The sequence below is a fragment of the Streptomyces ipomoeae 91-03 genome (assembly GCF_000317595.1).
In the GTDB taxonomy this organism is placed as follows: Bacteria; Actinomycetota; Actinomycetes; order Streptomycetales; family Streptomycetaceae; genus Streptomyces; species Streptomyces ipomoeae.
Genome location: NZ_AEJC01000514.1, coordinates 1 through 21,034 on the forward strand (window position 1 = coordinate 1; position 21,034 = coordinate 21,034).

The window sequence follows — 21,034 nt, forward strand, 5'->3', positions numbered from 1 at the left end:
ATACCCGGCCGTGCTGTTTCCGGAATTCCGCCGACGCTGTGGCCTGCGCTCTTTCCGGCGCGCTTTCATTACCGCCGGGAACGCCTTTTCCTCACAGACCTCTTCCATCACTATGGTCACGCGCCAAGCTGTTCGGTACGTGGGCCGACGGGCAGAACACGGGGGTGCGAGGAGGCAGGACGATGGGTCGGGACGAGCATCCCGGCGACAACGCCCCGTACGCGGAGGCGTCCGACGCACGGCTCACCGCGCTGTTACGCGCCGACACCCCCATCGCCTACCCGGCACTGCGCGAACTGCGCGCACGCCACCGCCCGTCGGTCCTCGCCTACGCACGGCAGTGCACCGTCAGCGAGACCGCCGCACAGCGGCTGGCGGCGGAGGTCTTCACCGCCGCGGCCCGGCAGACGGCGCGCGGCACCGAACCGAGTGTCCCGTGGCGTCACCAACTCCTCCTGCTGACCGCCCGGTTGGCCGGCATCCGGGCCCCCGAGGACCCGCCGCCGCCCATGCTCCCGGCGTTCGAGTCCCTGCCGCCCCGCGACCAGGGCCTCATCTGGTACGGCATCGTGGAACAGGAACCCGACGACCGTACGGCCCTGCTCCTCGGCCTCAGCCCCGAGGACGTCTCCTACAAGCAGGAACCGGCCCTCCTCGCCCTGCGCAAGGCCTGTCTCCGGCTCCGTCTCGCCGCCTCCGACGACCCCCGCTGCCAGGACTTCCGCCGACTGATCGAGGAGTCCGTACGCCCCGACAACCCCCGCCACAGCACGGATCTGCGGGCGCACATGGCGCACTGCGCCCACTGCACCGGCGCGTACGACGAACTCCGTGCCCTCCGTGACCGCCCACGCGCCGCCCTGGCGGAAGGGCTCCTGCCATGGGCCGGTACGGCGTATGCGCGCGCCGGGACGAGCGAGCCGCGCGGTCGTACGGAGTCGGGGGCGACGGCGCAGGCGGCGGTCGCCACGGTGGAGTCCTGGACGGACGCGGAGGAGTCGGCAGGGGCAGGTGCCGGGGAGGATGCGGGAGCCGAGGCAGGAACAAGCCGGTGGACAGCGGGGACGGAGACAAGGGCTTGGACGGGGACGGGAGCTGGGACCTGGACAGGAACCGGAGCCGAGGCTGGAACGGGAACGGGGGCTGGAGCCGGGCCGGGAGCTGAGGCTTGGGTCGGGCCGGGAACGGGGGCTGGGGCTCGGGCGAGCGCGGGATCTGCGGCAGGGGCGGGGGCCGTACCCGAGGGTCGGCCGGCGTCCCGTCGGCTCGTGTTGACCTCGGTGGCCCTGGGCGTGGCCCTGGCACCCTTGCTGGTCGTCCTGGTGTTCTCGGGCGGGGGCGGCTCCTCGTCGCAGGACGCGGCGGATTCGGTCGGTACGCCGACGAGTCCGCCCACGGCGCGCGAGACGCCCACGGCCCCGTCGAGCCCCGCCCCGTCCGCCACGGCGTCCAGCACCCAGCGGCCGTCGAAGCCCCCGAAGTCCCCTTCCCCGACGAAGAAGCCGAAGCCGACGAAGACTCCGAGCCCGTCGCGGACGGCGCCCTCCCTGCCGTCCGCGCCGCTGCCGAACGGCTCCTACGCCCAGGTGGTGAACGTCGGTTCGGGGCTGTGCCTGGACATCCGGGGCGCGTTGGAGAAGGGCACCGACGTGGTCACCGCCACCTGCAGCTCCCGCGACACCCAGCGCTGGCGCTACGACTCCGACCTGGACGCGCTCCAGTCCTTCGCCGATCCCCACCTGTGCCTCGACAGCCGGGGGGCGACCGACGACGGCGTGGGCATCTGGGAGTGCGACTCGCTCGACGGCGACAACGGCGAGAACCTGAGGTTCACGATCGACTCCCAAGGGCTGATCCGCCCGGCCATCGCCCCGGACCACGCGGTGACCCCGGCCGCACACGGCTCGGTCGCCTTCGCCGAGGCGACGGGGCGGGACGAGCAACGGTGGCGCGCGGGGGCCGGGGCGCGGCGCCGCTGAACAGGCCCGGGGCCGGGGCGGGAGCGTGCGCCGCTGAACAGTCCCAGAGCGGGGGCGGGAGCGTGTGTCGCTGATCGGCCGGCGTCTCAGACCTCGCGTACGCCCCTGCGCCACACCCCCGTGACCAGCGGTACGCCCGGCCGGTAGGCGAGGTGGACATGGCTCGGGGCGTCCAGGAGTACGAGGTCGGCGTACGCGCCCGGCGTGAGGTGGCCGATGTCGTCGCGGCGGAGCGCCCGCGCGCCCCCTGCGGTGGCCGACCAGACCGCCTCGTCCGGCGTCATCCGCATGTCCCGTACGGCAAGAGCGATGCAGAAGGGGACGGAGGAGGTGAACGACGAGCCGGGGTTGCAGTCGGTGGACAGGGCGACGGTGACGCCCGCGTCGAGGAGACGGCGGGCGTCCGGCCACGCGGCGCGGGTGGAGAACTCGGCGCCGGGCAGCAGCGTGGCGACCGTGCGGCTGTTGGCCAGGGCGTCGACGTCGGCGTCGGTCAGGTGGGTGCAGTGGTCGGCGCTCGCCGCGTCCAGCTCGACGGCGAGTTGGACGCCGGGGCCGTACGAGAGCTGGTTGGCGTGGACGCGTGGGTGCAGGCCCTTCGCCTTGCCGGCCGTGAGGATCGCGCGGGCCTGGTCGCCGTCGAAGGCGCCCTTCTCGCAGAAGACGTCGATCCAACGGGCGTACGGGGCGCAGGCGTCGAGCATCTCGCCGGTGACGAGGGCGACATACTCCGCGGGACCGGCCGGGTCCTCGGCGTAGTCGGGGGACACGATGTGGGCGCCGAGGTATGTCACCTCGTCCGTGTGCCGGGCGGCGATGCGCAGCGCCCGTGCCTCGTCCTCGACGGTCAGGCCGTAGCCGGACTTCGTCTCGAAGGTGGTCGTGCCCTGGCGGAGGGCCTCGCGGAGGTAACGGGTGAGGTTCGCCTCCAGTTCCTCGTCGGTCGCGGCGCGGGTGGCGGCGACGGTCGTGCGGATGCCGCCCGCGCTGTAGGCCCGGCCGGACATGCGGGCGTTGAACTCGGCGGTCCGGTCGCCCGCGAAGACGAGGTGGGAGTGGGAGTCCACGAAGCCCGGGAGCACCGCCCGGCCACCGGCGTCGACCCGATTGTCAGTGGCGGGTGCTTTGCTTTGATCACCGGTCCACGCGATGCGTTCACCGTCGATGACGACGGCCGCGTCCTGGATCAGTCCGAGGGGGGATCTGTCGCCGAGGGAGGGATTGTTGGTGACCAGGACAGCGATGTTGGTGATGAGCGTGCTCGCGGTGCTCGCTGAGCTGGCGGGACTGACGGTGGTCGGGCTGCTCATGGCGTCCTTGGTTGCCTGGTCGGCGGTCGGGTCGGGTTCGGGGGCGGGGGCGTCGCGTTCGGGGGCGCGGTCGGGGTCGGGCCGCGCGGCCGGCCGACCGGGGGTCATCCGCGCAGCGCGGCGACGGCGTCCGCGAGGGCTCGCGGCACATCGGGGACGAGTGAGTGGACCCCGTCCCGTACGACATGCCGACCGCCCACGACCGTATGGCACACGTCTGCTGCCGACGCGGCGAATACAGCCGTCTCAGCGCCGAGCCGTGGAAGCGGCCCTGCCGTCCTGACGGAGTCGAGCGCGATCGTCGTGAAGTCGGCGAGCGCGCCGGGCTCCAGGGTGCCCGCGTCGTTCCAGCCGAGCGCCGCGTGGCCGTCGGCCGAGGCCGCTCGCAGCAGGGCCGCCGCCGTCCAGTGACCCCGTGTACGGGTGCGCAGCCGCTCGTTCAGCTCCATCGCCCGTGCCTCTTCGAGGAGGTCGATGACGGCGTGGCTGTCGGAGCCGAGGCAGAGCGGGGAGCCCGCCCGCTGGAGGGCGACGGCGGGGCCGATGCCGTCGGCCAGGTCGCGCTCGGTGGTGGGGCACATGCAGGTGCCGGTGCCGCTGTCGCCGATCAGCGCGATGTCGGTGTCGGTGAGGTGGGTGTTGTGCACGCCCGTCGTCCTCGGCCCCAGCACCCCGTGCTTGGCGAGGAGTTGGGTGGGCGTGCAGCCGTGCGCCTCGCGGCAGGCGTCGTTCTCCGCCGTCTGCTCCGACAGGTGCACATGCAGCGGGGCCCGCCGTTCCTCGGCCCAGCGCGCCACCGTCGCCAACTGCCCGGCCGACACGGCCCGTACGGAGTGCACGGCCGCACCGATCCGCGCGTGATCCCGGTCCTTGAGAACTGAACAGCGTTCCGCCCAGGCCTCCGCCGTGCCGTCGGAGAAGCGGAGCTGGTGGTGGTTGGGCGCCTGACCGAAGCCGGAGGAGAGGTAGGTGGTGTCGAGGAGGGTGATCCGGATCCCGGCCTCCTGGGCGGCCGCGATCAGTGCCTCTCCCATGGCGTTGGGGTCGGCGTACGGGGTGCCGCCGGGGGCGTGGTGGACGTAGTGGAACTCGCCTACGGCGGTGATGCCGGCCAGGGCCATCTCGGCGTACACCGCCCGCGCGAGGGCGTGGTACGTGTCCGGGGTCAGCCGGTCGGCCACTTCGTACATGACCTCGCGCCAGGTCCAGAACGTGCCGGAGCCGACCTGGACGGTGCCGCGCAGGGCCCGGTGGAAGGCGTGCGAGTGGGCGTTGGCGAGGCCGGGGAGGGTGAGTCCCCGGAGGATCACGGCACCGGGCGGCGGGGTGGGCGTGCCGGTGCGCACGGCGGTGATGCGGCCGACGGGGCCGGGCGTGGTGTCGGGGCCGACGCCGGTGGTGGTGCCGATGCCGGTGTCGGCGGTGCCGGCCCTGGCGTCTGTGCCGTCGGTGGACACGGTCAGGGTCACGCCCGGCTCGACATGGGTGCCGAGCCAGGCGTGTTCGAGCCAGTAGGTCGTCTCCGTCACCTGCGGGCCAGCCCTTCCAGTACATCGGCGAGCGCGGTCACCCCGGCCAGGCAGTCGTCCTCGGCGGCGTGCTCGGCCGGGGAGTGCGAGACGCCCGTGGGGTTGCGCACGAACAGCATGGCGGTCGGCACGCTGCCGGAAAGGATCCCGGCGTCGTGTCCGGCCCCGGTCCCCAGAACGGGCACCTTGAGGTCCGCGTCCCGGCCCAGGATGCGGGCGATCTCGTCCCGCAGGGCGTGCTCGAACTCGACTACGGGGGTGAAGGACTCGCGTACGACGTCCAGGTCGACCCCGCCCGCCTGGGCGAAGTCGCGGGCCGCCTCCTCGATGGCGCCGACGACCGTGTCGAGGGTGTCCTGGTCCTCGGCACGGGAGTCGAGCCAGGCGCGGACGAGGGAGGGGATGGCGTTGACGCCGTTGGGCTCGACGGAGATCTTGCCGAAGGTGGAGACGGCGCCGGCGAGCCGTGCCTCGCGGCGGGCGGCGAGCACGGTCTCCGCGTAGGACAGCATGGGGTCACGGCGGTCGACGAGCCGGGTCGTGCCGGCGTGGTTCGCCTCGCCCCGGAAGTCGAACCGCCACCGGCCGTGCGGCCAGATGGCGCTGGCGATCCCGACGGAGTCCCCGGACAGGTCCAGTGCCCGCCCCTGCTCGACGTGCAGCTCGACGAACGCGCCGATCCGGGCGAGGCGTTCCGGGTCGGCCCCGATGGCCTCCGGGTCGTACCCGGCGGCCTCCATGGCCCGCGGCAACGTCACGCCGTCACCGTCGGTCAGCCGGTGCGCCTGCGCGACGGTGAGCTGCCCGGAGCTGAGCCGCGACCCGACACAGGCCAGCCCGAACCGCGCCCCCTCCTCGTCCCCGAAGTTGACGATCCCGAACGGCTTGTCGAACCGAGCACCCCGGGCACGCAGTTCATCGAGCGCGGCGAAGGAGGACACGACACCGAGGGGCCCGTCGAAGGCGCCGCCATCGGGTACGGAGTCGAGGTGCGACCCGGTGACCACCGCGTCCCCCTCCGTGGGATCACCGAGCCAGGCCCACTGATTCCCGTTCCGGTCGACCTCGTAGGTCAACCCACGAGCACGGACCTGCTGCTCGAACCAGGACCGGCATTCGGCGTCGGCCCCGGTCCAGGCGAAGCGCCGATAGCCTCCGGAGTCGGGGTGCCGGCCGATGGGCCGAAGCTCCCGCCACATCTCGTGGAACGAGGCACCGCCGGTGACGGGTGCCTGTACGAGTGGCTGTTCAGGCGGCGACGAAGCGCCCGCCCCCACCGAGGCGTTGCCGTCCTGCGTCACGCGGGATCACCCTCACGCATCGGCACCCGAACCCCCCGCTCGTCGGCGACGGACTCCGCGATGTCGTACCCGGCGTCGACATGCCGGATCACCCCCATGCCGGGGTCGTTGGTGAGCACCCGGCGGATCTTCTCGCCGCCGAGCTTCGTGCCGTCGGCGACCGTGACCTGCCCGGCGTGGATGGAGCGGCCCATACCCACGCCACCACCATGGTGCAGGGAGACCCAGGACGCCCCGGACGCCACGTTCACCATGGCGTTCAGCAGGGGCCAGTCGGCGATCGCGTCGGAGCCGTCGAGCATGGCCTCGGTCTCGCGGTAGGGGGAGGCGACGGAACCGCAGTCGAGGTGGTCGCGCCCGATGGCGAGCGGCGCGGCGAGTTCCCCGCCGGCGACCATGTCGTTGAACCGCTCGCCGGCCTTGTCCCGCTCCCCGTAGCCGAGCCAGCAGATGCGCGCCGGAAGCCCCTGGAAGTGCACCCGTTCGCCGGCCATCCTGATCCACCGGTGGAGGGATTCGTTCTCGGGGAAGAGGTCGAGGATCGCCTGGTCGGTCTTGGCGATGTCGGCGGGGTCGCCGGAGAGGGCGGCCCACCGGAAGGGCCCCTTGCCCTCGCAGAACAGCGGCCGGATGTAGGCGGGGACGAAGCCGGGGAAGGCGAACGCCCGTTCGCACCCGGCGAGTTGGGCCTCGCCGCGGATGGAGTTGCCGTAGTCGAAGACCTCGGCACCGGCGTCCAGGAAGCCGACCATGGCCTCGACGTGCTTGGCCATGGACTCACGGGCGCGGGTGGTGAAGCCGGCCGGGTCCTTGGCGGCGTAGGAGGCCATGTCGTCGAAGTCCACGCCCAGCGGCAGGTACGACAGGGGGTCGTGGGCCGAGGTCTGGTCGGTGACGATGTCGATGGGGGCGCCCATGGCGAGAAGCCGGGGGACGAGTTCGGCGGCGTTGCCGAGGACGCCGATGGAGAGCGGACGGCGGGCGTCACGGGCCTCGACGGCCAGCTGCAGCGCGTGGTCGAGGGAGTCGGCCCTCACGTCCAGGTAGCGGTGTTCGATGCGGCGTTCGATGGCGCGCGGGTCGCAGTCGATACAGAGGGCGACGCCGTCGTTCATGGTGACGGCGAGCGGCTGGGCGCCGCCCATGCCGCCGAGGCCGGCGGTGAGGGTGATCGTGCCGGCGAGGGTGCCGCCGAACTTCTTGGCGGCGACGGCGGCGAACGTCTCGTAGGTGCCCTGGAGGATGCCCTGGGTGCCGATGTAGATCCAGGAACCGGCGGTCATCTGCCCGTACATGGTCAACCCCAGCTGTTCCAGCCGCCGGAACTCCTCCCAGTTGGCCCAGTCGCCGACGAGGTTGGAGTTGGCGATGAGGACGCGCGGGGCCCACTCGTGGGTCTGCATGACGCCGACGGGACGGCCGGACTGGACGAGCATGGTCTCGTCCTGCTTGAGGGTCTTCAGGGTGCGGACCATGGCGTCGAAGGAGCGCCAGTCGCGGGCGGCCTTGCCCGTGCCGCCGTAGACGACGAGCTTGTCGGGGTGCTCGGCGACCTCGGGGTCGAGGTTGTTCTGCAGCATGCGCAGGGCGGCTTCCTGCTGCCAGCCCAGGGCGTTCAGTTCCGTACCGCGCGGCGCCCTCACGGGGCGGGGTCCTGACACGGTCTGCCTCCTCGGTTTACAGCAACTATTCACATCCTGACTTCATGAATAGAACTAGTCAATACGCCCGTACGGCCAGCGGTGGAGCGCCGTGGATGTTTGGCTGGACACACTGGCCCTGTGGGCCCGGGAAACGACACGACAACGGGGGACGAGATGGGAGACGTGACGAACGGGACCGGCGGGGAGAGGCCCGCTGCCCGGCCGGAAGGGGCGCGGGGGGAGCGCTCGGCCCGGTGGGACGAGGCGGGTGGGGAGCGCGCGCCCGGACATGAGGCGCCCGTCCGGCAGGACGAGGCGGACGGTGAGCGCACCCTGCGGCTGTTCGACACCGACGACGCCCGTGCGGCGCGGCGGGACGACGCCGTGCGCGCGGCCGTGGAGCAGGGACTGGTCGGCCCCGGGACGCCGATCGTGGGACTCCTCGACGTCACCGGGATCCGGGCGTCGGCGGCGGCGCTGCGACGGGCGTTCGACGCGGTGACGGCGCCGGGTACTCCCGTGCTGCACGCGTTCGCGGTGAAGGCGACGCCACTGGTGCCGGTGCTGCGGCTGCTGCGGGAGGCGGGCATCGGCGCGGAGGTGGCGAGCCCCGGGGAGCTGGCCCTGGCGCGGGCGGCCGGGATGTCGCCGAAGCAGACCGTGCTCGACTCCCCCGCCAAGACCCCGGCCGAGTTGCGGGAGGCGCTGGCGCTGGGCATCGCGGTCAACGCGGACAATCCGCAGGAGCTGGACCGCATCGACGCGCTCGTACGGTCCGCCGCCACCCGCTCACCGCTCGGCATCCGGGTGAACCCGCAGGTCGGCGGCGGTTCCATCGAGGCGTTGTCGACCGCGACGGCCACGTCCAAGTTCGGGGTGGCGCTGCGGGACGAGGGCGCGCGGGAGTGGGTCGTACGGGCGTATCTGGACCGGCCCTGGCTGAGTCGGCTGCACGCGCACTCCGGGTCGCAGGGCATGCCGTTGTCCCTGATGATCCGGGGGATCACGGAGACGTACGAGCTGGCCGAGGAGATCAACCGGCGGGTCGGGCGGCGGCAGGTGGACACGATCGACATCGGTGGCGGGCTGCCGGTGAACTTCGCGTCGGAGGCGGCGACACCGACGTACGCGCAGTACGCGCGGCTGCTGGCGGAGGCGGTTCCGGGGCTGTTCGGCGGGCGGTACGGGCTGGTCACCGAGTTCGGGCGGTCGCTGCTGGCCAAGCACGGGACGGTGCTGGCTCGGGTGGAGTACACGAAGAGCTCCGGGGGGCGGCTGATCGCGGTCACGCATGCGGGGGTGCAGGTGGCGACGCGGACGGTGTACGCGCCGGGGGCCTGGCCGCTGAGGATCGCGGCGTACGACGATAAGGGCCGGGTGAAGGAAGGGCCGGTGGCGGTGCAGGACGTGGCCGGGCCGGCGTGTTTCGCGGGTGACCTCCTCGCGGAGGGGCGGGCGTTGCCGGTGCTGGAGCCGGGGGACTATGTGGCCGCGCTGGACACGGGCGCGTATTACTTCGCGCACCACTATGGGTACAACTCGCTGCCTCGGCCCGGCATCCATGGCTATGGGGCCGGTGAGGGCGGGGTGCGGTTCGCGGTCGTACGGGAGGCGCAGACGATGAAGGAGATCGTGGCGGAGGCGGGTGGCGGGGAGAGGTCGGGGCTTCTGGGGCTCTGAACTGTCGCCGCGGGGCGTAGGGCCCTTCTGATGGACCCTGGGGGACTCTCGTGTGGCGACTGCGGACTGGTCGCGACCAGTCGCTTCTCCACTCCCGGCCGCTTCCTCCACTCCCGGCCGCTTCCTCCGCTCCCGGCTGCCCCCCCCACTCCCGGCTTCCACCCACTCCCGGCTTCTTCCCCACCGCCGGCCGCTCCCCTGCTCCCGACTTCCACCCACTCCCGGCTTCTTCCCCACCGCCGACCGCTCCCCTGCTCCCGGCTTCCACCCACTCCCGGCTTCTTCCCCACCGCCGGCCGCTCCCCTGCTCCCGGCTTCCACCCACTCCCGGCCGCCCCCCCACTCTCGGCTTCGCTCGTGCGGGAGAGGCCCATGAACGGGGGGACCCTCATCGCGGCGGAGCCGTGAATCGACAGAGTTCCGTGCCCCCTTCAGGGGCTTCGCCCCCGTGGGCAGGGCTTGCGGCGCTCGCCAGTCGGCGCGCGTAAGCGGCGTCCACTTCAAACGCACGCCCCTCGCGCCCCACAGAACGGTTGACGCCCGGCGTCCCGCCGCGTCCCCGCCATGCGATTCGCCCGCATAGTTCCACCTCAGCGCCCCGGCGTGCCGCCCAGGCGCCAACATGCCCGAAAACCAGGCAAGTCGACCCACCTTAGTCAGCCGGGGGCATGTTCCGCTGGAAAATGCCAGATCCCTCACTCCTCGCGCACACGTTGCGTAGCGTCTGGGTCACTCAGCCGAACCGCAGGCAGAAGGGGAGCCACGGTGCCCGGAATCGACGAGTGTCTGGTGGAGGCCATGAGGCTGCCCGGTGCGCTGGGCGCCGCCGTGGTCGACTGGACCAGCGGACTGGCGCTGGGCACGGTCGGGGAGGCACCCGGCGGTGACCACGAGACGACCGCGGCGGAGGCGGCGGAGCTGGCCCGGCTCGCGGCGGAGCACCGGGCGTTCGCGCCGGAGGAGGGTTCCGACTGGTCCGGGGCGGATCTGCCGGTCGAGGACCTGATCGTCAGCAACCGGGACACGTACCACGTGCTGCGGTTCGTGCGGACGACGTTCGACAGCAGCGTCTTCCTGCATCTGTGGCTGGCCCGTACCGACGGCAATCTCGCGCTGGCCCGCATCCGGCTCGGCGAGATGGCGGGACGGCTGGTGCTGGCATGACCGTGATCACCGCTCACCCGCCTCGGCTGCCCGTGCGCGAGGACCCGGTACGCCACGCCGTCTCCCCGATGCTCAACCGGCTCGCCGCCGAGCGGGCCACCGGTGTGCTGCTGCGCGAGTGCGGCGCGCTGTATCTGGCCGACGGCGAGGTCGTGCACGCCGAGAGCCCCCGGTCGCCGGGCCTCGACGTACTGCTCACCACCGGTGGCATGCTCGACCGCGACGGCTGGCGGGAGGCGGTCGACACAGCCGGGGCCGGGCTGCGGGTCGGGCGGTTCCTCGTCGACAGCGGCCGGGTCACCAGGGGCGCGCTGGAGCTGTGCCACGCCGGGGCGCTCTTCGACGCGGCGTACTTCGTGCTCGGCCCGAGCCGGGCGCCGGCCAGCTTCCGTTACGGGGCCGCGCACTGGCTCGGTCCGATACGACCGGTGCCGGTGGCCACGGTGGAGCGCGAGGCGTTGCGCCGCCGCGACCTGCTGCACCGCATCTGGCCCGACCCGGCGACGGACGACGCCCCGCTGATCAGAGCGGCCGACCTGACCGCCCCACCGGTCCCGGCCCGCCAGGAAGCCGTGCTCGGCCAGGTCAACGGCTTCCGCACCGCCGCCGACATCTCCCTCACCCTGGGCCGCCCCACCTTCCACACCTTGGTCGCCGTACGCCGTCTGGCCGCCGCGGGCCTGATAGCGACGGCACCGCGGGGCGGTGACGAAGCGTCATCCCCCATCCACGGCGAAGCGTCATCTCCCACCCGTGGCGAAGCCGCCTCCCGTGCCCAGCAATGGCCACTCACCGTCACCGACCCCGACATCGCCCTACTGCAAAGGCTCAGGGATGCGCTGGAGGCCCTTTGAGCGGCAGCGGGAGCGCCCCGCCGAGAGGAGAGCACTCATGGCCGCGGAGGCCGAAGTCCTCGACGAACTGCACCGGTTGAGGGCCCGTATACCCCAGCTGACCGGTGCGCTCGCGGCCAGTGTGGACGGGCTCGTCCTCGCCCACGACACCCCGGGCGTGGAGGCGGAGGGCCTCGCGGCGCTCACCGCCGCCGCGCTGGGCGTGGCCGTACGCATGGCCGACGCCTCCGGCAGAGGCGCCCTGCGGGAACTGCTCCTGCGCGGCGAGGACGGTTACGTGGCGACGTACGCGGCGGGCTCCTCGGCCGTACTGACGCTGCTGGCCGAGGACCGGGTCAACGTGGGCCGCCTCCACCTGGAGGGGCGTCGCGCCGGCACCCGTATCGGCGCGCTGGTGGACGCGCTGCCGCGCCTCGCGGAGGACTCGGCCACCACCAGGGCCGCCACCAGGAAACCGGCCAGGTCCATGGCCCAGACCACGAACACCACCGCGAACACCACCACGGGCAACAGGACCGACAACAGGACCGACAACACGACGGACCCGCCCACGACCACCTCCCTGACCCCGGCCAAGGCCACGGTCAGGTCCACCCCGCCGCGCCGGACCCCGCGCGCGGCCACCGCCCGCACGCCGCCTCCCCGAACCACATCCAACGCCCGTACCAACAGCGACAGCTGAAAGGAAACCGCACATCATGGCCAACACCGAGACCGCGTTGAAAGAGGCCCTGGCGTCCATCGAGGGCGCGACCGGAGCCGCTCTCGTCGACTACACCAGCGGCATGGCCCTGGGCACGATCGGCGGCAGCAAGGGGTTCGACCTCACCGTCGCCGCCGCCGGCAACACCGATGTCGTACGCGCCAAACTGCGCACCATGGAGCACCTCGGGCTCAAGGGTGAGATCGAGGACATCCTGATCGCCCTGTCCGACCAGTACCACCTGATCCGGCTGCTCACCGGCCGCGGCGGCAACGGCCTCTTCCTCTACCTGGTCCTCGACTCCAAGCGCTCCAACCTGGCCATGGCCAGGCACCAGCTGAAGAAGATCGAGACGGAACTGGAGATCTAGCCCCACAAGCCCGCCCACCCATGGCCACATGGCGGCGCACCCACTCCGGGCGCGCCGCCAAGGCACGTCCCCCACGTCCCCCGCACGCCCTTACCCCCATACACAACACACCGGCACGAACACCAGTCCACCCCCTCCGCTACCGTGTCCGCCCTGGACCGAAGAGGAGAAGTGAAGAAGAAGGTGACTGTGCGAAGAGCGGTACGGGGGACGGTGCTCGCCCAGGTGGCGTTGGTGGCCGGGGTGTTGACGGGTTGCTCGGAGTCGGCGGGGTCGGCCGGGTCGGCGGAGGGCGGTGACGCCAAGGCGTCGGCGACCGCCGGCAGGTCGGCGGCAGCGGACGGGGCGGAGAAGGCGGACGGCACGGGGGACGTCGCCGAGAGCGGTGGCAGCGTCGGCACGGCCGGTTCCGCCTGCGAACTGCCGGTCACCTTCGACACCGCCGAGAAGTGGAAGCCGAAGGCCGTCGACGCCGAGGCGACCGGTGGCGACGAGGTCGCCGCGGAGCTGGCCGAGGCACTGCTCCATCAGGGACCGTTCACCGCCGCGTGCGAGATCGACGCGAAGCCCGCCGGGAACATCGGCTTCATCCGGGTGTGGACCGGCGAGGCCGGTGCGGCGGACGGGGACGCGGAGGCGTTGCTCAAGGAGTTCGTGGCGGCCGAGGGCGACACGAGCGAGGCGGAGTACAGCGCGTTCTCGTCCGACTCCGATGTCTCCGGCACCGAGGTCGAGTACCTCTACACCAGTGAGGCCCTGGAGGAGACGAAGAAGGAGCGGGCGTTCATCGCCGTCACGCCCGAGGGGCCCGTCGTAGTGCATCTCGGCGGTTTCGACACCGACGAGCACGAGGAGATGCTGCCGGCGTACGAGCTCGCCAAGCGGACCCTGCGCACCTCCTGAGCCCCGCGAGCCCCATGCGCGCCCCGTGAGCCGTGTGCGTGCGTCCGTGCCTCTGGTGAAGCCCTGAGAATCGGTTGCCCATGCATCCATGGCCCGTCGCCGGGCAGAACTCCCCCGGACGGATCACCGATCGGGGGAGGTTCTCTTGTCCACCACCGAAACCACCGCCGGAGCGTCGACACCGGCCGAGGAGACGGGCCTCAAGCGCGTGCTCGGCCCCAAACTGCTGATCCTCTTCGTGATCGGCGACATCCTCGGCACCGGCATCTACGCGACGACGGGCAAGGTCGCCGGCAAGGTCGGCGGGGCGCTCTGGCTGCCCTTCGTCATCGGCTTCGTCGTGGCGATCCTGACGGCGGCGTCGTACGTCGAACTCGTCGGCAAGTACCCGAAGGCGGCCGGGGCGGCCCTCTACACCCAGAAGGCCTTCAAGATGCCCTTCCTGACCTTCATCGTCGCCTTCATGGTGATGTGCTCGGGTCTGTCGTCCGCGAGCGCCGCGGCCCGCGCCTTCAGCGGCGACTATCTGAGCGAACTGACGAACGGCGCCCTGCCGCCCACCCTCATCGCCATCCTCTTCATCGTTCTGCTCGCCGTGCTGAACCTGCGGGGCGTCTCCGAGTCGGTCAAGGCGAACGTCGTCCTCACCGTCGTCGAGCTGACCGGCCTGCTGATCATCCTCGCGATCGGGGCGTGGGCGGTGCTGAGCGGTGACGGTGAGCCGTCCCGGCTGACCGAGTTCGAGGCGAGCGGCACGGGATACGCCCTGATGACGAGCGTGCTCGGTGCCACCGCCCTCGGTTTCTTCGCCTTCGTCGGCTTCGAGGACTCCGTGAACATGGCCGAGGAGACAAAGGACCCCGTCAAGACCTTCCCGCGCGCGATCTTCATCGGTGTGGCGGTGACCGGCACGATCTACGTCCTGGTCGCACTGGTCTCGTCGCTCCTCGTCGACCACAAGACCCTGTCCGGGTCCAGTGGGCCGCTCCTCGAAGTGGTGAAGGCCGGTGGGGTGGACTTTCCGCACAAGCTCTTCGCCCTGATCGCGCTCTTCGCGGTCACCAACTCCGCGCTGATCAACATCATGATGGCCTCGCGGCTCTGCTACGGCATGGCCAACGAACGCATCCTTCCGCGTGGGATGGCGCGTGTCCTGCCGCGTCGGCGGACGCCCGTCGTCGGCATCGTGTTCGTCACGCTTCTCGCGATCGGGCTGGTTTCCACGGGGGAGATCGAGGGGCTGGGGGATACGACGGCGTTTCTGCTGTTGTGTGTGTTCGCCGTCGTCAATGTCGCGGTGCTGGTGCTGCGGCGGGATCGGGTGGAGCATGACCACTTCCGGACGCCGACGATTCTGCCGGTGCTCGGGGCGGTCACGGCGCTCGTTCTGGCCAGTCCGCTCGCCGATCGGTCGGCGGATGTCTACATCCGTGCGGGTGTTCTCCTGGCCATCGGGATCGGGTTGTGGGGAGTGAACAAGCTGGTCCTCCGGGTACGGGCAGAATCCTGACGCCCGGGTCACGTTCCGACCTTTTCCTCGACCCCGCCGCCCCTGCTCCCTACCGTCGCCCGCCCCCAGGCCCCGCATCCCCCGCCCCGACACCAGTCACCCGGTACCCGGACACCCGCTTGCCCGTAGGCCGACCACCTCGCCCCGACAGCCAGTCCACGCGGACCCAGAACAGCTGCTCTTCCCCCCGCTCACGCCGGCCGAGCCAACCGGCCCTGAGCCACAAACCGACCCCGACCCCGGCCAACAGCATGCCGCCCGCCGCAGGGACCGCGAACGACGAGGCCACCGCCGGCAGGAACGCGAGCAGAAGCCACCAGCGGTGCCCCCGGCGCCAGTTGCGAAGCGTCACGGCACGGTCCTGGAGGATGTCGTGCTTGCCGGCACGCACGGCGGCGCGCCCCAGCTCGACGTACCGCCCACGCCTGACGGTCGCCACCACCACCGCGGCGACGATGAACAGCACCGCCCCGCCGAGCACGCCGATCCGCCGACCGGTCACCCCCGACGGCAGCACACCGACCCCGGCCGCCACCACCCCGAGCCACCACAACGGCACCGCCCCGGCCCGCACCACGACGGCCACCCGAGCAAGCCCCTGCCCTCCGCGCGCCACGCTCCCGCCTCCCGTAATCCCAAGGTCGTACGACAGTCGCCGGGCACGCTAACCAGCGAAGGTGAAACCTGTCTGAGAAACCGGCGACCGGGAGATCAGAGCAAACCAGGCCGGCTACTCGACGAACAACCCCCGTGCCGCCGCCCTCGCGTCGAACTCCTCCAGCCGGGACTGGGCATCCGGCAGGTCGTCGCACATGGCCTCCAGCAGCACCCGCCCCAGCAGCATGGGCGCGCACGCGGTGTCGAAGGCGAGACCGGTACCGACGGCGGCGGGGAGGAGCAGGTCGGAGACCTTGGCGACGGGCGCGAAGGCCGAGTCGGCGACCGTCACCACGACCAGTCCGGCGTCCTTCGCGTAGGCGAGGGCCTCGACGACCTCGCGGGGATGCCGGGGCAGGGCGAAGCAGAGCAGCGCGGTCGCCCCGGCCCGTACGGCCGCGTCGATGCGGTCGTGGAGCATGGTCCCGCCCTCGTGCAGCGGCCGTACGTCCGGATGGACCTTCGCGGCGAAGTACGAGAAGCCGTACGCCTGCGCGGCGGCGGCCCGCAGCCCGAGCACCGGCAGTGGCCTGGACGCGGCGAGCAGCCGTCCCGCCCGCTCCACCGGGGCCGGGTCGGCGAGCACCTCGGCGAGATGCCTCAGGTTCTCGATCTCGGCCTCGACGGCCTGCTGGTACTCGTTGGCGGAGAGGGTGGCCGTCACCGGCTCGGCGGGCGCGACCTCGCGCAGATGCCGGCGCAGCGCGGGGTAGCCGTCGAAGCCGAGGGCCACCGCGAACCGGGTCACCGACGGCTGGCTGACCCCGGCCAGCTCCGCCAGCTCCACGCTCGACAGGAACGGTACGTCCGCGGCCCGCCGCACCATGCTGTGCGCGATGCGCCGCTGCGTGGGCGTCAGGCGGTGCCCCTCGAAGAGTGCCTGAAGCCGCGCGGCAGGACTGTCCGTCACGCCCGTCCTCCTGTCCGCGCTCATGACGCGCTCCTGTTCCGACCGTCTCTCCGACTGTCCGTCTGTACGTCCGCCATATCTGGCACGTCAGCCACATCTGGCACATCAGCCACGTCCGCCCCGCCGGACCGGTCCGTCACGTCCGCCCAGATCTCCGTGAACCGGTCGAGCAGTGCCGCCGCCGCGCTCACATCCCCCGTCAACGGCCGGTCGGCGGTGTCCGCGTCGAGTGCCGCCTCCGCCAGTGCCAGGGCCCGCCCGACGGGCAGGTCCGGATCCGGTCGCAGGTCGCGCTGGCGCAACGCCCGTACCGCGGCGACGAGTTCGCAGCCGACGACGAGGCGGTACGCACCGCACGCCCGCAGGGTCTGGCGTGCGGCGAGCGAGGCGAAGCTGGCCTGTTCCTCGACGCCCCGGGAGAGTACAGCGTGGCCGAGCGAAGCGGGCGCGGAGAAGGCCCGCAGATCACCGAGGGCGGCCCCGGCGGCGTACTCCAGGATCATCACGCCCGACGACGCGGGCTCGTGGTCGGCGAGGAAGGGGCGCAGCCGGGTGTACGCGGGCTCGTTGAGCGTCGAGAGCCGGGATGTCGACAGCCTCGCCACCTGCGTCAGCGCCAGCCTGAAGTGGTCGAGGGTCAGGGCGAGTTGGGCCTGGTAGAAGCCGCCGTGGTGATAGGCCGCCATGTCCTCGGCACTGATCAGCGGGTTCTCCGCCGCCGCGTTGATCTCCACCTCCAGTACGGCCTCCAGGGCGTCCGCCGCGTCCAGCGCGGGCCCGTGGATCTGGGGCAGGCAGCGAAAGCCGTACGGGTCCTGGATGCGGCCGAGCGGCGGGGTGGGGCGTGCGTCCGCACCGATCAACGCACGCATGCGCCGGGCCACTTCACGCGACCCCCGATGGGCGCGCGCGGCGTGCACGGGCGCCGCGTACGCCTCGTGCGAGCCGTCCACGGCGAGCAGCGAGAGCGCGGCGACCACCTGGGTGGCGGCGATCAGCCCACGCAACTCGTGCAGGGCGAGCGCGGACTGCCCGAGGGTGAGGGCGTTACTGCTGATCAGCGCCAGGGCGTCGTTGTTGTCGAGCGGCTGGGGCTCGGGGGCGCCGGAGCCGGACCCGAACCGCGTCCCGGCCGCCGGACCCGGCTCGCGCCACGGATGCTCCCCCGCCAGCGCCAGCCCCATCTGGGCCAGCGCCGCGATGTCGCCCGTGCCGACCGAGCCGAACTCGTTCACCACGGGGTACGCCCCGCTCTCCAGCGCCTGGCACAGCGCGGTGACGACCGTCGGCCGGAGCCCGGCGCCGCCGGCGAGCAGTTGGTTCGCCCGTACGGCGAGCATGGCCCGTATCTGCCGGGCGGGCAGCTCCTCCCCGATGGCACCGGCGTGACTGCGCAGCAGCCGCAGCCCGTGCTCGGCGGCGGCCTCGGTCGGCACGTCCTCGGTGCGGTTTGCGCCGACGCCGGTGGAGCGGCCGTACACGCGTCCTGTGGCCGCGATCCGTCGCGCGGCGTCCCAGGACTCCTCGACCCGCCGCATCGCCATGCCGTCCGGCACGGGCCGCGCACTCCCGTCGGCGAGCCGCACGACATCACCGGCCCCGAGCCCGCGCCCGTCGAGGACGACGACGGAACCGGCCCCGGCGGCATCCGCGTCCACCGCGTCGGCCACGCCCAGGATCGGGGACAACATCACGCGCGACCTCCTCACACCCTCGTCCTCACCGCACCACCGCACACCCGGCGGACAGCCGACGGTCACCCGAATATTCAGCTATCGAGAACTCTGCATGAGGCTATGCAGGACGGGCAAGGGAGCACGGAGAAGCGACAGCGGCGGACAGGGGGGTTACCCCCAGTGCGAAGGCACCCCCCGCTCCCTACCGTGAAGCACATGACCGGAATGGATGCCCATGACGCGCAGCTCAAGGACGACGCGCAGCTCAAGGACGGCGAGCTGAAGAAGGAACTCGCCGCCACGCTGCACGCGCGCAGAGAGCTGGGCGACGACTACGAGTCCGCGCTCGTGGAGTCGTTCCTGGAGAAGGTGGACCAGCGCATCGACAGCGTGGTCGACCGCCGGGTGCGGCGTCAGGTCGCCGAGCAGCAGATGGTGGTGGCCCGCGGCGCCCGCTCCCCCAAGTCCACCGACAGCTGGGGCGAACGCTACGGCTTCGGCGTCGTCTCCCTGGTCGCCGCCATACCCCTCTCCGGCATCGGCGGCGGCGTGGCCGACCTCCCCGGCCTCTTCGTCACCTGGGCGGGCATCGTGGGCGTGAACATGGCATGGGCACTGCGGCAGTCGCCGCGCCTGGGCAGGCGGGGCCGCAAGTCGGGCGACTCGGACTGGGAAGAATGACCGCCGGTCCAGGCGCAAAGAATTGCGCGGGGACCGCCGCACCCCCGTGTGACGGAGGGCGGGACGACGGCGGTCCCCGCGAAGGACGCGGGCCGGGTCAGGGCCGGGCTTGCGCGTCCGTGGCGTCCATGGAGGTCCGGGAGCCGCTCCGGAGGTCCTTGGCGCCGTTTCGCTGTCGACCCGGGCGGGGAGCCGCTCCCGCCCTGCCGACGACCACTAATGTGCCGGACCCGTGTTAAGCGGGTGCTGCGCGGACGTGACGCGCTCGTACCACTTTCGCGAAGTCAAACCCCGGATCTCGCGCAAATCTTCGACACCAAGGGCCGACCGAGGGTGTTTTTGCGGCCCTTGGCGCCGTTTCCCATGATTTCGCCCCAGCCGTAGTGGCCCTGAGACCTCGCCCCAGCCCAGGCCCTACCGCTTCAGGCCCCACGGCTTCAGGCCCTACTGCCTCAGGTCCTACTGCTTCGCCCCGCCCATGGCGAGGAACGCGAGCAGGTCCTGCCGGCTCACCACACCCGTCGGCTTGCCCTCGACGAGCACGATCGCCGCGTCCGCCGTACCCAGCACGGACATCAGGTCCCCGACCGGCTCACCGGAACCGACCTGCGGCAGCGGCGGCGACATGTGCTTCTCCAGCGGGTCGTCGAGCGAGGCCCGCTGGGTGAACAGCGCGTCGAGCAGTTCCCGTTCGACCACCGAGCCCACGACCTCGGCGGCCATGACGTCGGGGTGCCCGGCGCCCGGCTTGACGATGGGCATCTGCGAGACGCCGTACTCCCGCAGCACCTCGATCGCCTGTCCGACCGTCTCGTCCGGGTGCATATGGACGAGGGACGGCATGGCGCCGTGCTCCTTGTGGTCGAGGACGTCACCGACGCGCGCGCTCGGCCCCTCGTCCTCCAGGAAGCCGTAGTCGGCCATCCACTCGTCGTTGAAGATCTTGCTGAGGTATCCGCGACCGCTGTCCGGCAGCAGGACGACCACGACGTCGTCCGGCCCGAGCCGCTCGGCGACGCGCAGCGCGGCGACGACGGCCATGCCGCACGAGCCGCCGACCAGCAGCCCCTCCTCCTTGGCGAGCCGCCGGGTCATCTGGAAGGAGTCCTTGTCGGAGACGGCGACGATCTCGTCGGCGACGGTCCGGTCGTAGGCGGTGGGCCAGAAGTCCTCACCGACGCCCTCGACGAGGTACGGCCGCCCGGACCCGCCCGAGTACACGGACCCCTCGGGGTCGGCGCCGATGACCTGGACGCGCCCGTCGCTCACGTCCTTCAGATACCGCCCGGTCCCGGAGATGGTGCCGCCGGTGCCCACACCCGCCACGAAATGGGTGATCCTGCCCTCCGTCTGCTCCCACAGCTCAGGGCCGGTCGAGTGGTAGTGGGAGGCCGGGTTGTCGGGGTTGGAGTACTGGTCCGGCTTCCAGGCTCCCGGCGTCTCACGCACCAGCCGGTCCGACACGTTGTAGTACGAGTCGGGGTGCTCGGGGGCGACGGCGGTGGGGCAGACGACGACCTCGGCCCCGTAGGCCCGCAGCACATTGATCTTGTCCGTCGACACCTTGTCGGGGCACACGAAGATGCACTTGTACCCCTTCTGCTGCGCCACGATGGCCAGCCCGACCCCGGTGTTCCCGCTGGTCGGCTCCACGATCGTGCCGCCCGGCCGGAGTTCGCCGCTCTTCTCCGCCGCCTCGATCATGCGCAGGGCGATGCGGTCCTTCACGGAACCGCCGGGATTGAAGTACTCAACCTTGGCCAGGACGGTCGCCTGGATGCCCGAGGTCACGCTGTTGAGCCTCACCAGCGGGGTGTTGCCGACGAGACTGATCATCGAGTCGTGGAATTGCACCGTTGTCTCCGGAGCTGCAAAAAGGGATGGCGTGATGTTCCGCCAGCCTAAGCCCCGCTCCTCCTGATCTCCTCACGTTCACGTCCCGGCTGGATTGGCCGAGGGCCGCTACGGGGCAAGGAGTGGTTGTACGGCAAGGGCCTGTCCCGGGCGATGTGGACCGCCGCCGCGATGTCCCGATCGCGGCTCTCCCACGGGCCCCACGAAAACCCCGTGCCTCCCACATGCGTGCCGTCCTTGACTATCGGGTCGCGCCACCAGGAGGGGGAGGCGGCGGCCACGGGCGGAGCCTGGGCCTCCGGCGGGGCGT

Annotated in this window: 17 protein-coding genes and 1 pseudogene; 9 read left to right on the forward strand and 9 right to left on the reverse strand. The window is 71.8% G+C overall.

The genetic code is table 11. The features are described 5' to 3' along the window. Window positions 1–182: 182 nt before the first annotated feature. Window positions 183–1,979, forward strand: a complete 1,797-nt coding sequence (locus STRIP9103_RS33190) for an RICIN domain-containing protein (protein WP_052315600.1) — start codon at window positions 183–185, stop codon at window positions 1,977–1,979. 86 nt (window positions 1,980–2,065) lie between these two features. Here the strand turns inward: STRIP9103_RS33190 and hutI are convergent, their stop codons facing one another. The 4 genes from hutI to hutU form a co-directional block, all read right to left on the reverse strand. Then, window positions 2,066–3,397: an imidazolonepropionase gene (gene hutI / locus STRIP9103_RS33195; RefSeq protein WP_009327975.1), complete on the reverse strand. Its 1,332-nt coding sequence runs from the start codon at window positions 3,395–3,397 to the stop codon at window positions 2,066–2,068. Then, a complete protein-coding gene (locus STRIP9103_RS33200) occupies window positions 3,394–4,818 on the reverse strand; it encodes a formimidoylglutamate deiminase (protein WP_009327964.1) in 1,425 nt (474 codons plus the stop codon). The genes hutI and STRIP9103_RS33200 overlap by 4 nt, the downstream gene beginning before the upstream one ends. Continuing rightward, window positions 4,815–6,017 carry an allantoate amidohydrolase gene (locus STRIP9103_RS33205; RefSeq protein WP_100244052.1) on the reverse strand — a complete coding sequence of 401 codons (1,203 nt, stop codon included), beginning with the start codon at window positions 6,015–6,017 and terminating at the stop codon, window positions 4,815–4,817. The genes STRIP9103_RS33200 and STRIP9103_RS33205 overlap by 4 nt, the downstream gene beginning before the upstream one ends. 98 nt (window positions 6,018–6,115) lie before the next feature. Next, complete coding sequence (hutU, locus tag STRIP9103_RS33210; RefSeq protein WP_048821439.1) at window positions 6,116–7,780, reverse strand: urocanate hydratase; 1,665 nt, start codon at window positions 7,778–7,780, stop codon at window positions 6,116–6,118. A gap of 156 nt (window positions 7,781–7,936) precedes the next feature. Here hutU and STRIP9103_RS33215 point away from each other — a divergent pair, with 156 nt between their 5' ends. From STRIP9103_RS33215 to STRIP9103_RS33245, 7 genes are all read left to right on the forward strand, one after another. Then, entirely contained in the window at window positions 7,937–9,442 is a 1,506-nt protein-coding gene (locus STRIP9103_RS33215; protein WP_009327987.1) for a type III PLP-dependent enzyme domain-containing protein, read from the forward strand. 765 nt (window positions 9,443–10,207) lie between these two features. Next, window positions 10,208–10,606, forward strand: a complete 399-nt coding sequence (locus tag STRIP9103_RS33220) for a hypothetical protein (protein WP_009327980.1) — start codon at window positions 10,208–10,210, stop codon at window positions 10,604–10,606. After that, on the forward strand, window positions 10,603–11,460 hold the full coding sequence (locus tag STRIP9103_RS33225; protein ID WP_009327960.1) for a hypothetical protein: 858 nt from the start codon (window positions 10,603–10,605) through the stop codon (window positions 11,458–11,460). Before STRIP9103_RS33220 ends, STRIP9103_RS33225 begins: the two co-directional genes overlap by 4 nt. Before the next feature lie 37 nt (window positions 11,461–11,497). Beyond that, a complete protein-coding gene (locus tag STRIP9103_RS33230) occupies window positions 11,498–12,142 on the forward strand; it encodes a roadblock/LC7 domain-containing protein (protein ID WP_009327963.1) in 645 nt (214 codons plus the stop codon). 16 nt (window positions 12,143–12,158) lie between these two features. After that, complete coding sequence (locus tag STRIP9103_RS33235; protein WP_009327983.1) at window positions 12,159–12,533, forward strand: roadblock/LC7 domain-containing protein; 375 nt, start codon at window positions 12,159–12,161, stop codon at window positions 12,531–12,533. 189 nt (window positions 12,534–12,722) lie between these two features. Beyond that, window positions 12,723–13,436, forward strand: a complete 714-nt coding sequence (locus STRIP9103_RS33240) for a lipoprotein (protein WP_100244053.1) — start codon at window positions 12,723–12,725, stop codon at window positions 13,434–13,436. 145 nt (window positions 13,437–13,581) lie between these two features. After that, window positions 13,582–14,946 carry an APC family permease gene (locus STRIP9103_RS33245; RefSeq protein ID WP_009327979.1) on the forward strand — a complete coding sequence of 455 codons (1,365 nt, stop codon included), beginning with the start codon at window positions 13,582–13,584 and terminating at the stop codon, window positions 14,944–14,946. A 49-nt stretch (window positions 14,947–14,995) separates the two neighbouring features. Here the strand turns inward: STRIP9103_RS33245 and STRIP9103_RS33250 are convergent, their stop codons facing one another. The 3 genes from STRIP9103_RS33250 to STRIP9103_RS33260 all read right to left on the reverse strand — a co-directional run bounded on the left by STRIP9103_RS33250 (window position 14,996) and on the right by STRIP9103_RS33260 (window position 18,204). After that, entirely contained in the window at window positions 14,996–15,562 is a 567-nt protein-coding gene (locus tag STRIP9103_RS33250; RefSeq protein ID WP_078614133.1) for a hypothetical protein, read from the reverse strand. Between the two features lie 114 nt (window positions 15,563–15,676). Further along, window positions 15,677–16,537, reverse strand: coding sequence for a MurR/RpiR family transcriptional regulator (locus STRIP9103_RS33255; protein WP_009327966.1), 861 nt, complete (start codon window positions 16,535–16,537; stop codon window positions 15,677–15,679). Then, entirely contained in the window at window positions 16,534–18,204 is a 1,671-nt protein-coding gene (locus STRIP9103_RS33260; protein ID WP_048821440.1) for an aromatic amino acid ammonia-lyase, read from the reverse strand. Before STRIP9103_RS33260 ends, STRIP9103_RS33255 begins: the two co-directional genes overlap by 4 nt. A 210-nt stretch (window positions 18,205–18,414) precedes the next feature. Here STRIP9103_RS33260 and STRIP9103_RS33265 point away from each other — a divergent pair, with 210 nt between their 5' ends. Beyond that, window positions 18,415–18,870: a hypothetical protein gene (locus STRIP9103_RS33265; protein ID WP_009327968.1), complete on the forward strand. Its 456-nt coding sequence runs from the start codon at window positions 18,415–18,417 to the stop codon at window positions 18,868–18,870. A gap of 459 nt (window positions 18,871–19,329) precedes the next feature. On the opposite strand, the gene STRIP9103_RS33270 is transcribed toward STRIP9103_RS33265, so the two are convergent. Together STRIP9103_RS33270 and STRIP9103_RS53585 are read right to left on the reverse strand one after the other, a co-directional pair. Continuing rightward, the gene (locus STRIP9103_RS33270) at window positions 19,330–20,724 is read right to left on the reverse strand and encodes a cystathionine beta-synthase (protein WP_009327961.1); all 1,395 of its coding nucleotides are present in this window, start codon (window positions 20,722–20,724) and stop codon (window positions 19,330–19,332) included. A gap of 104 nt (window positions 20,725–20,828) precedes the next feature. Beyond that, a pseudogene (locus STRIP9103_RS53585) lies at window positions 20,829–21,034 on the reverse strand (hypothetical protein); the annotation flags it as partial.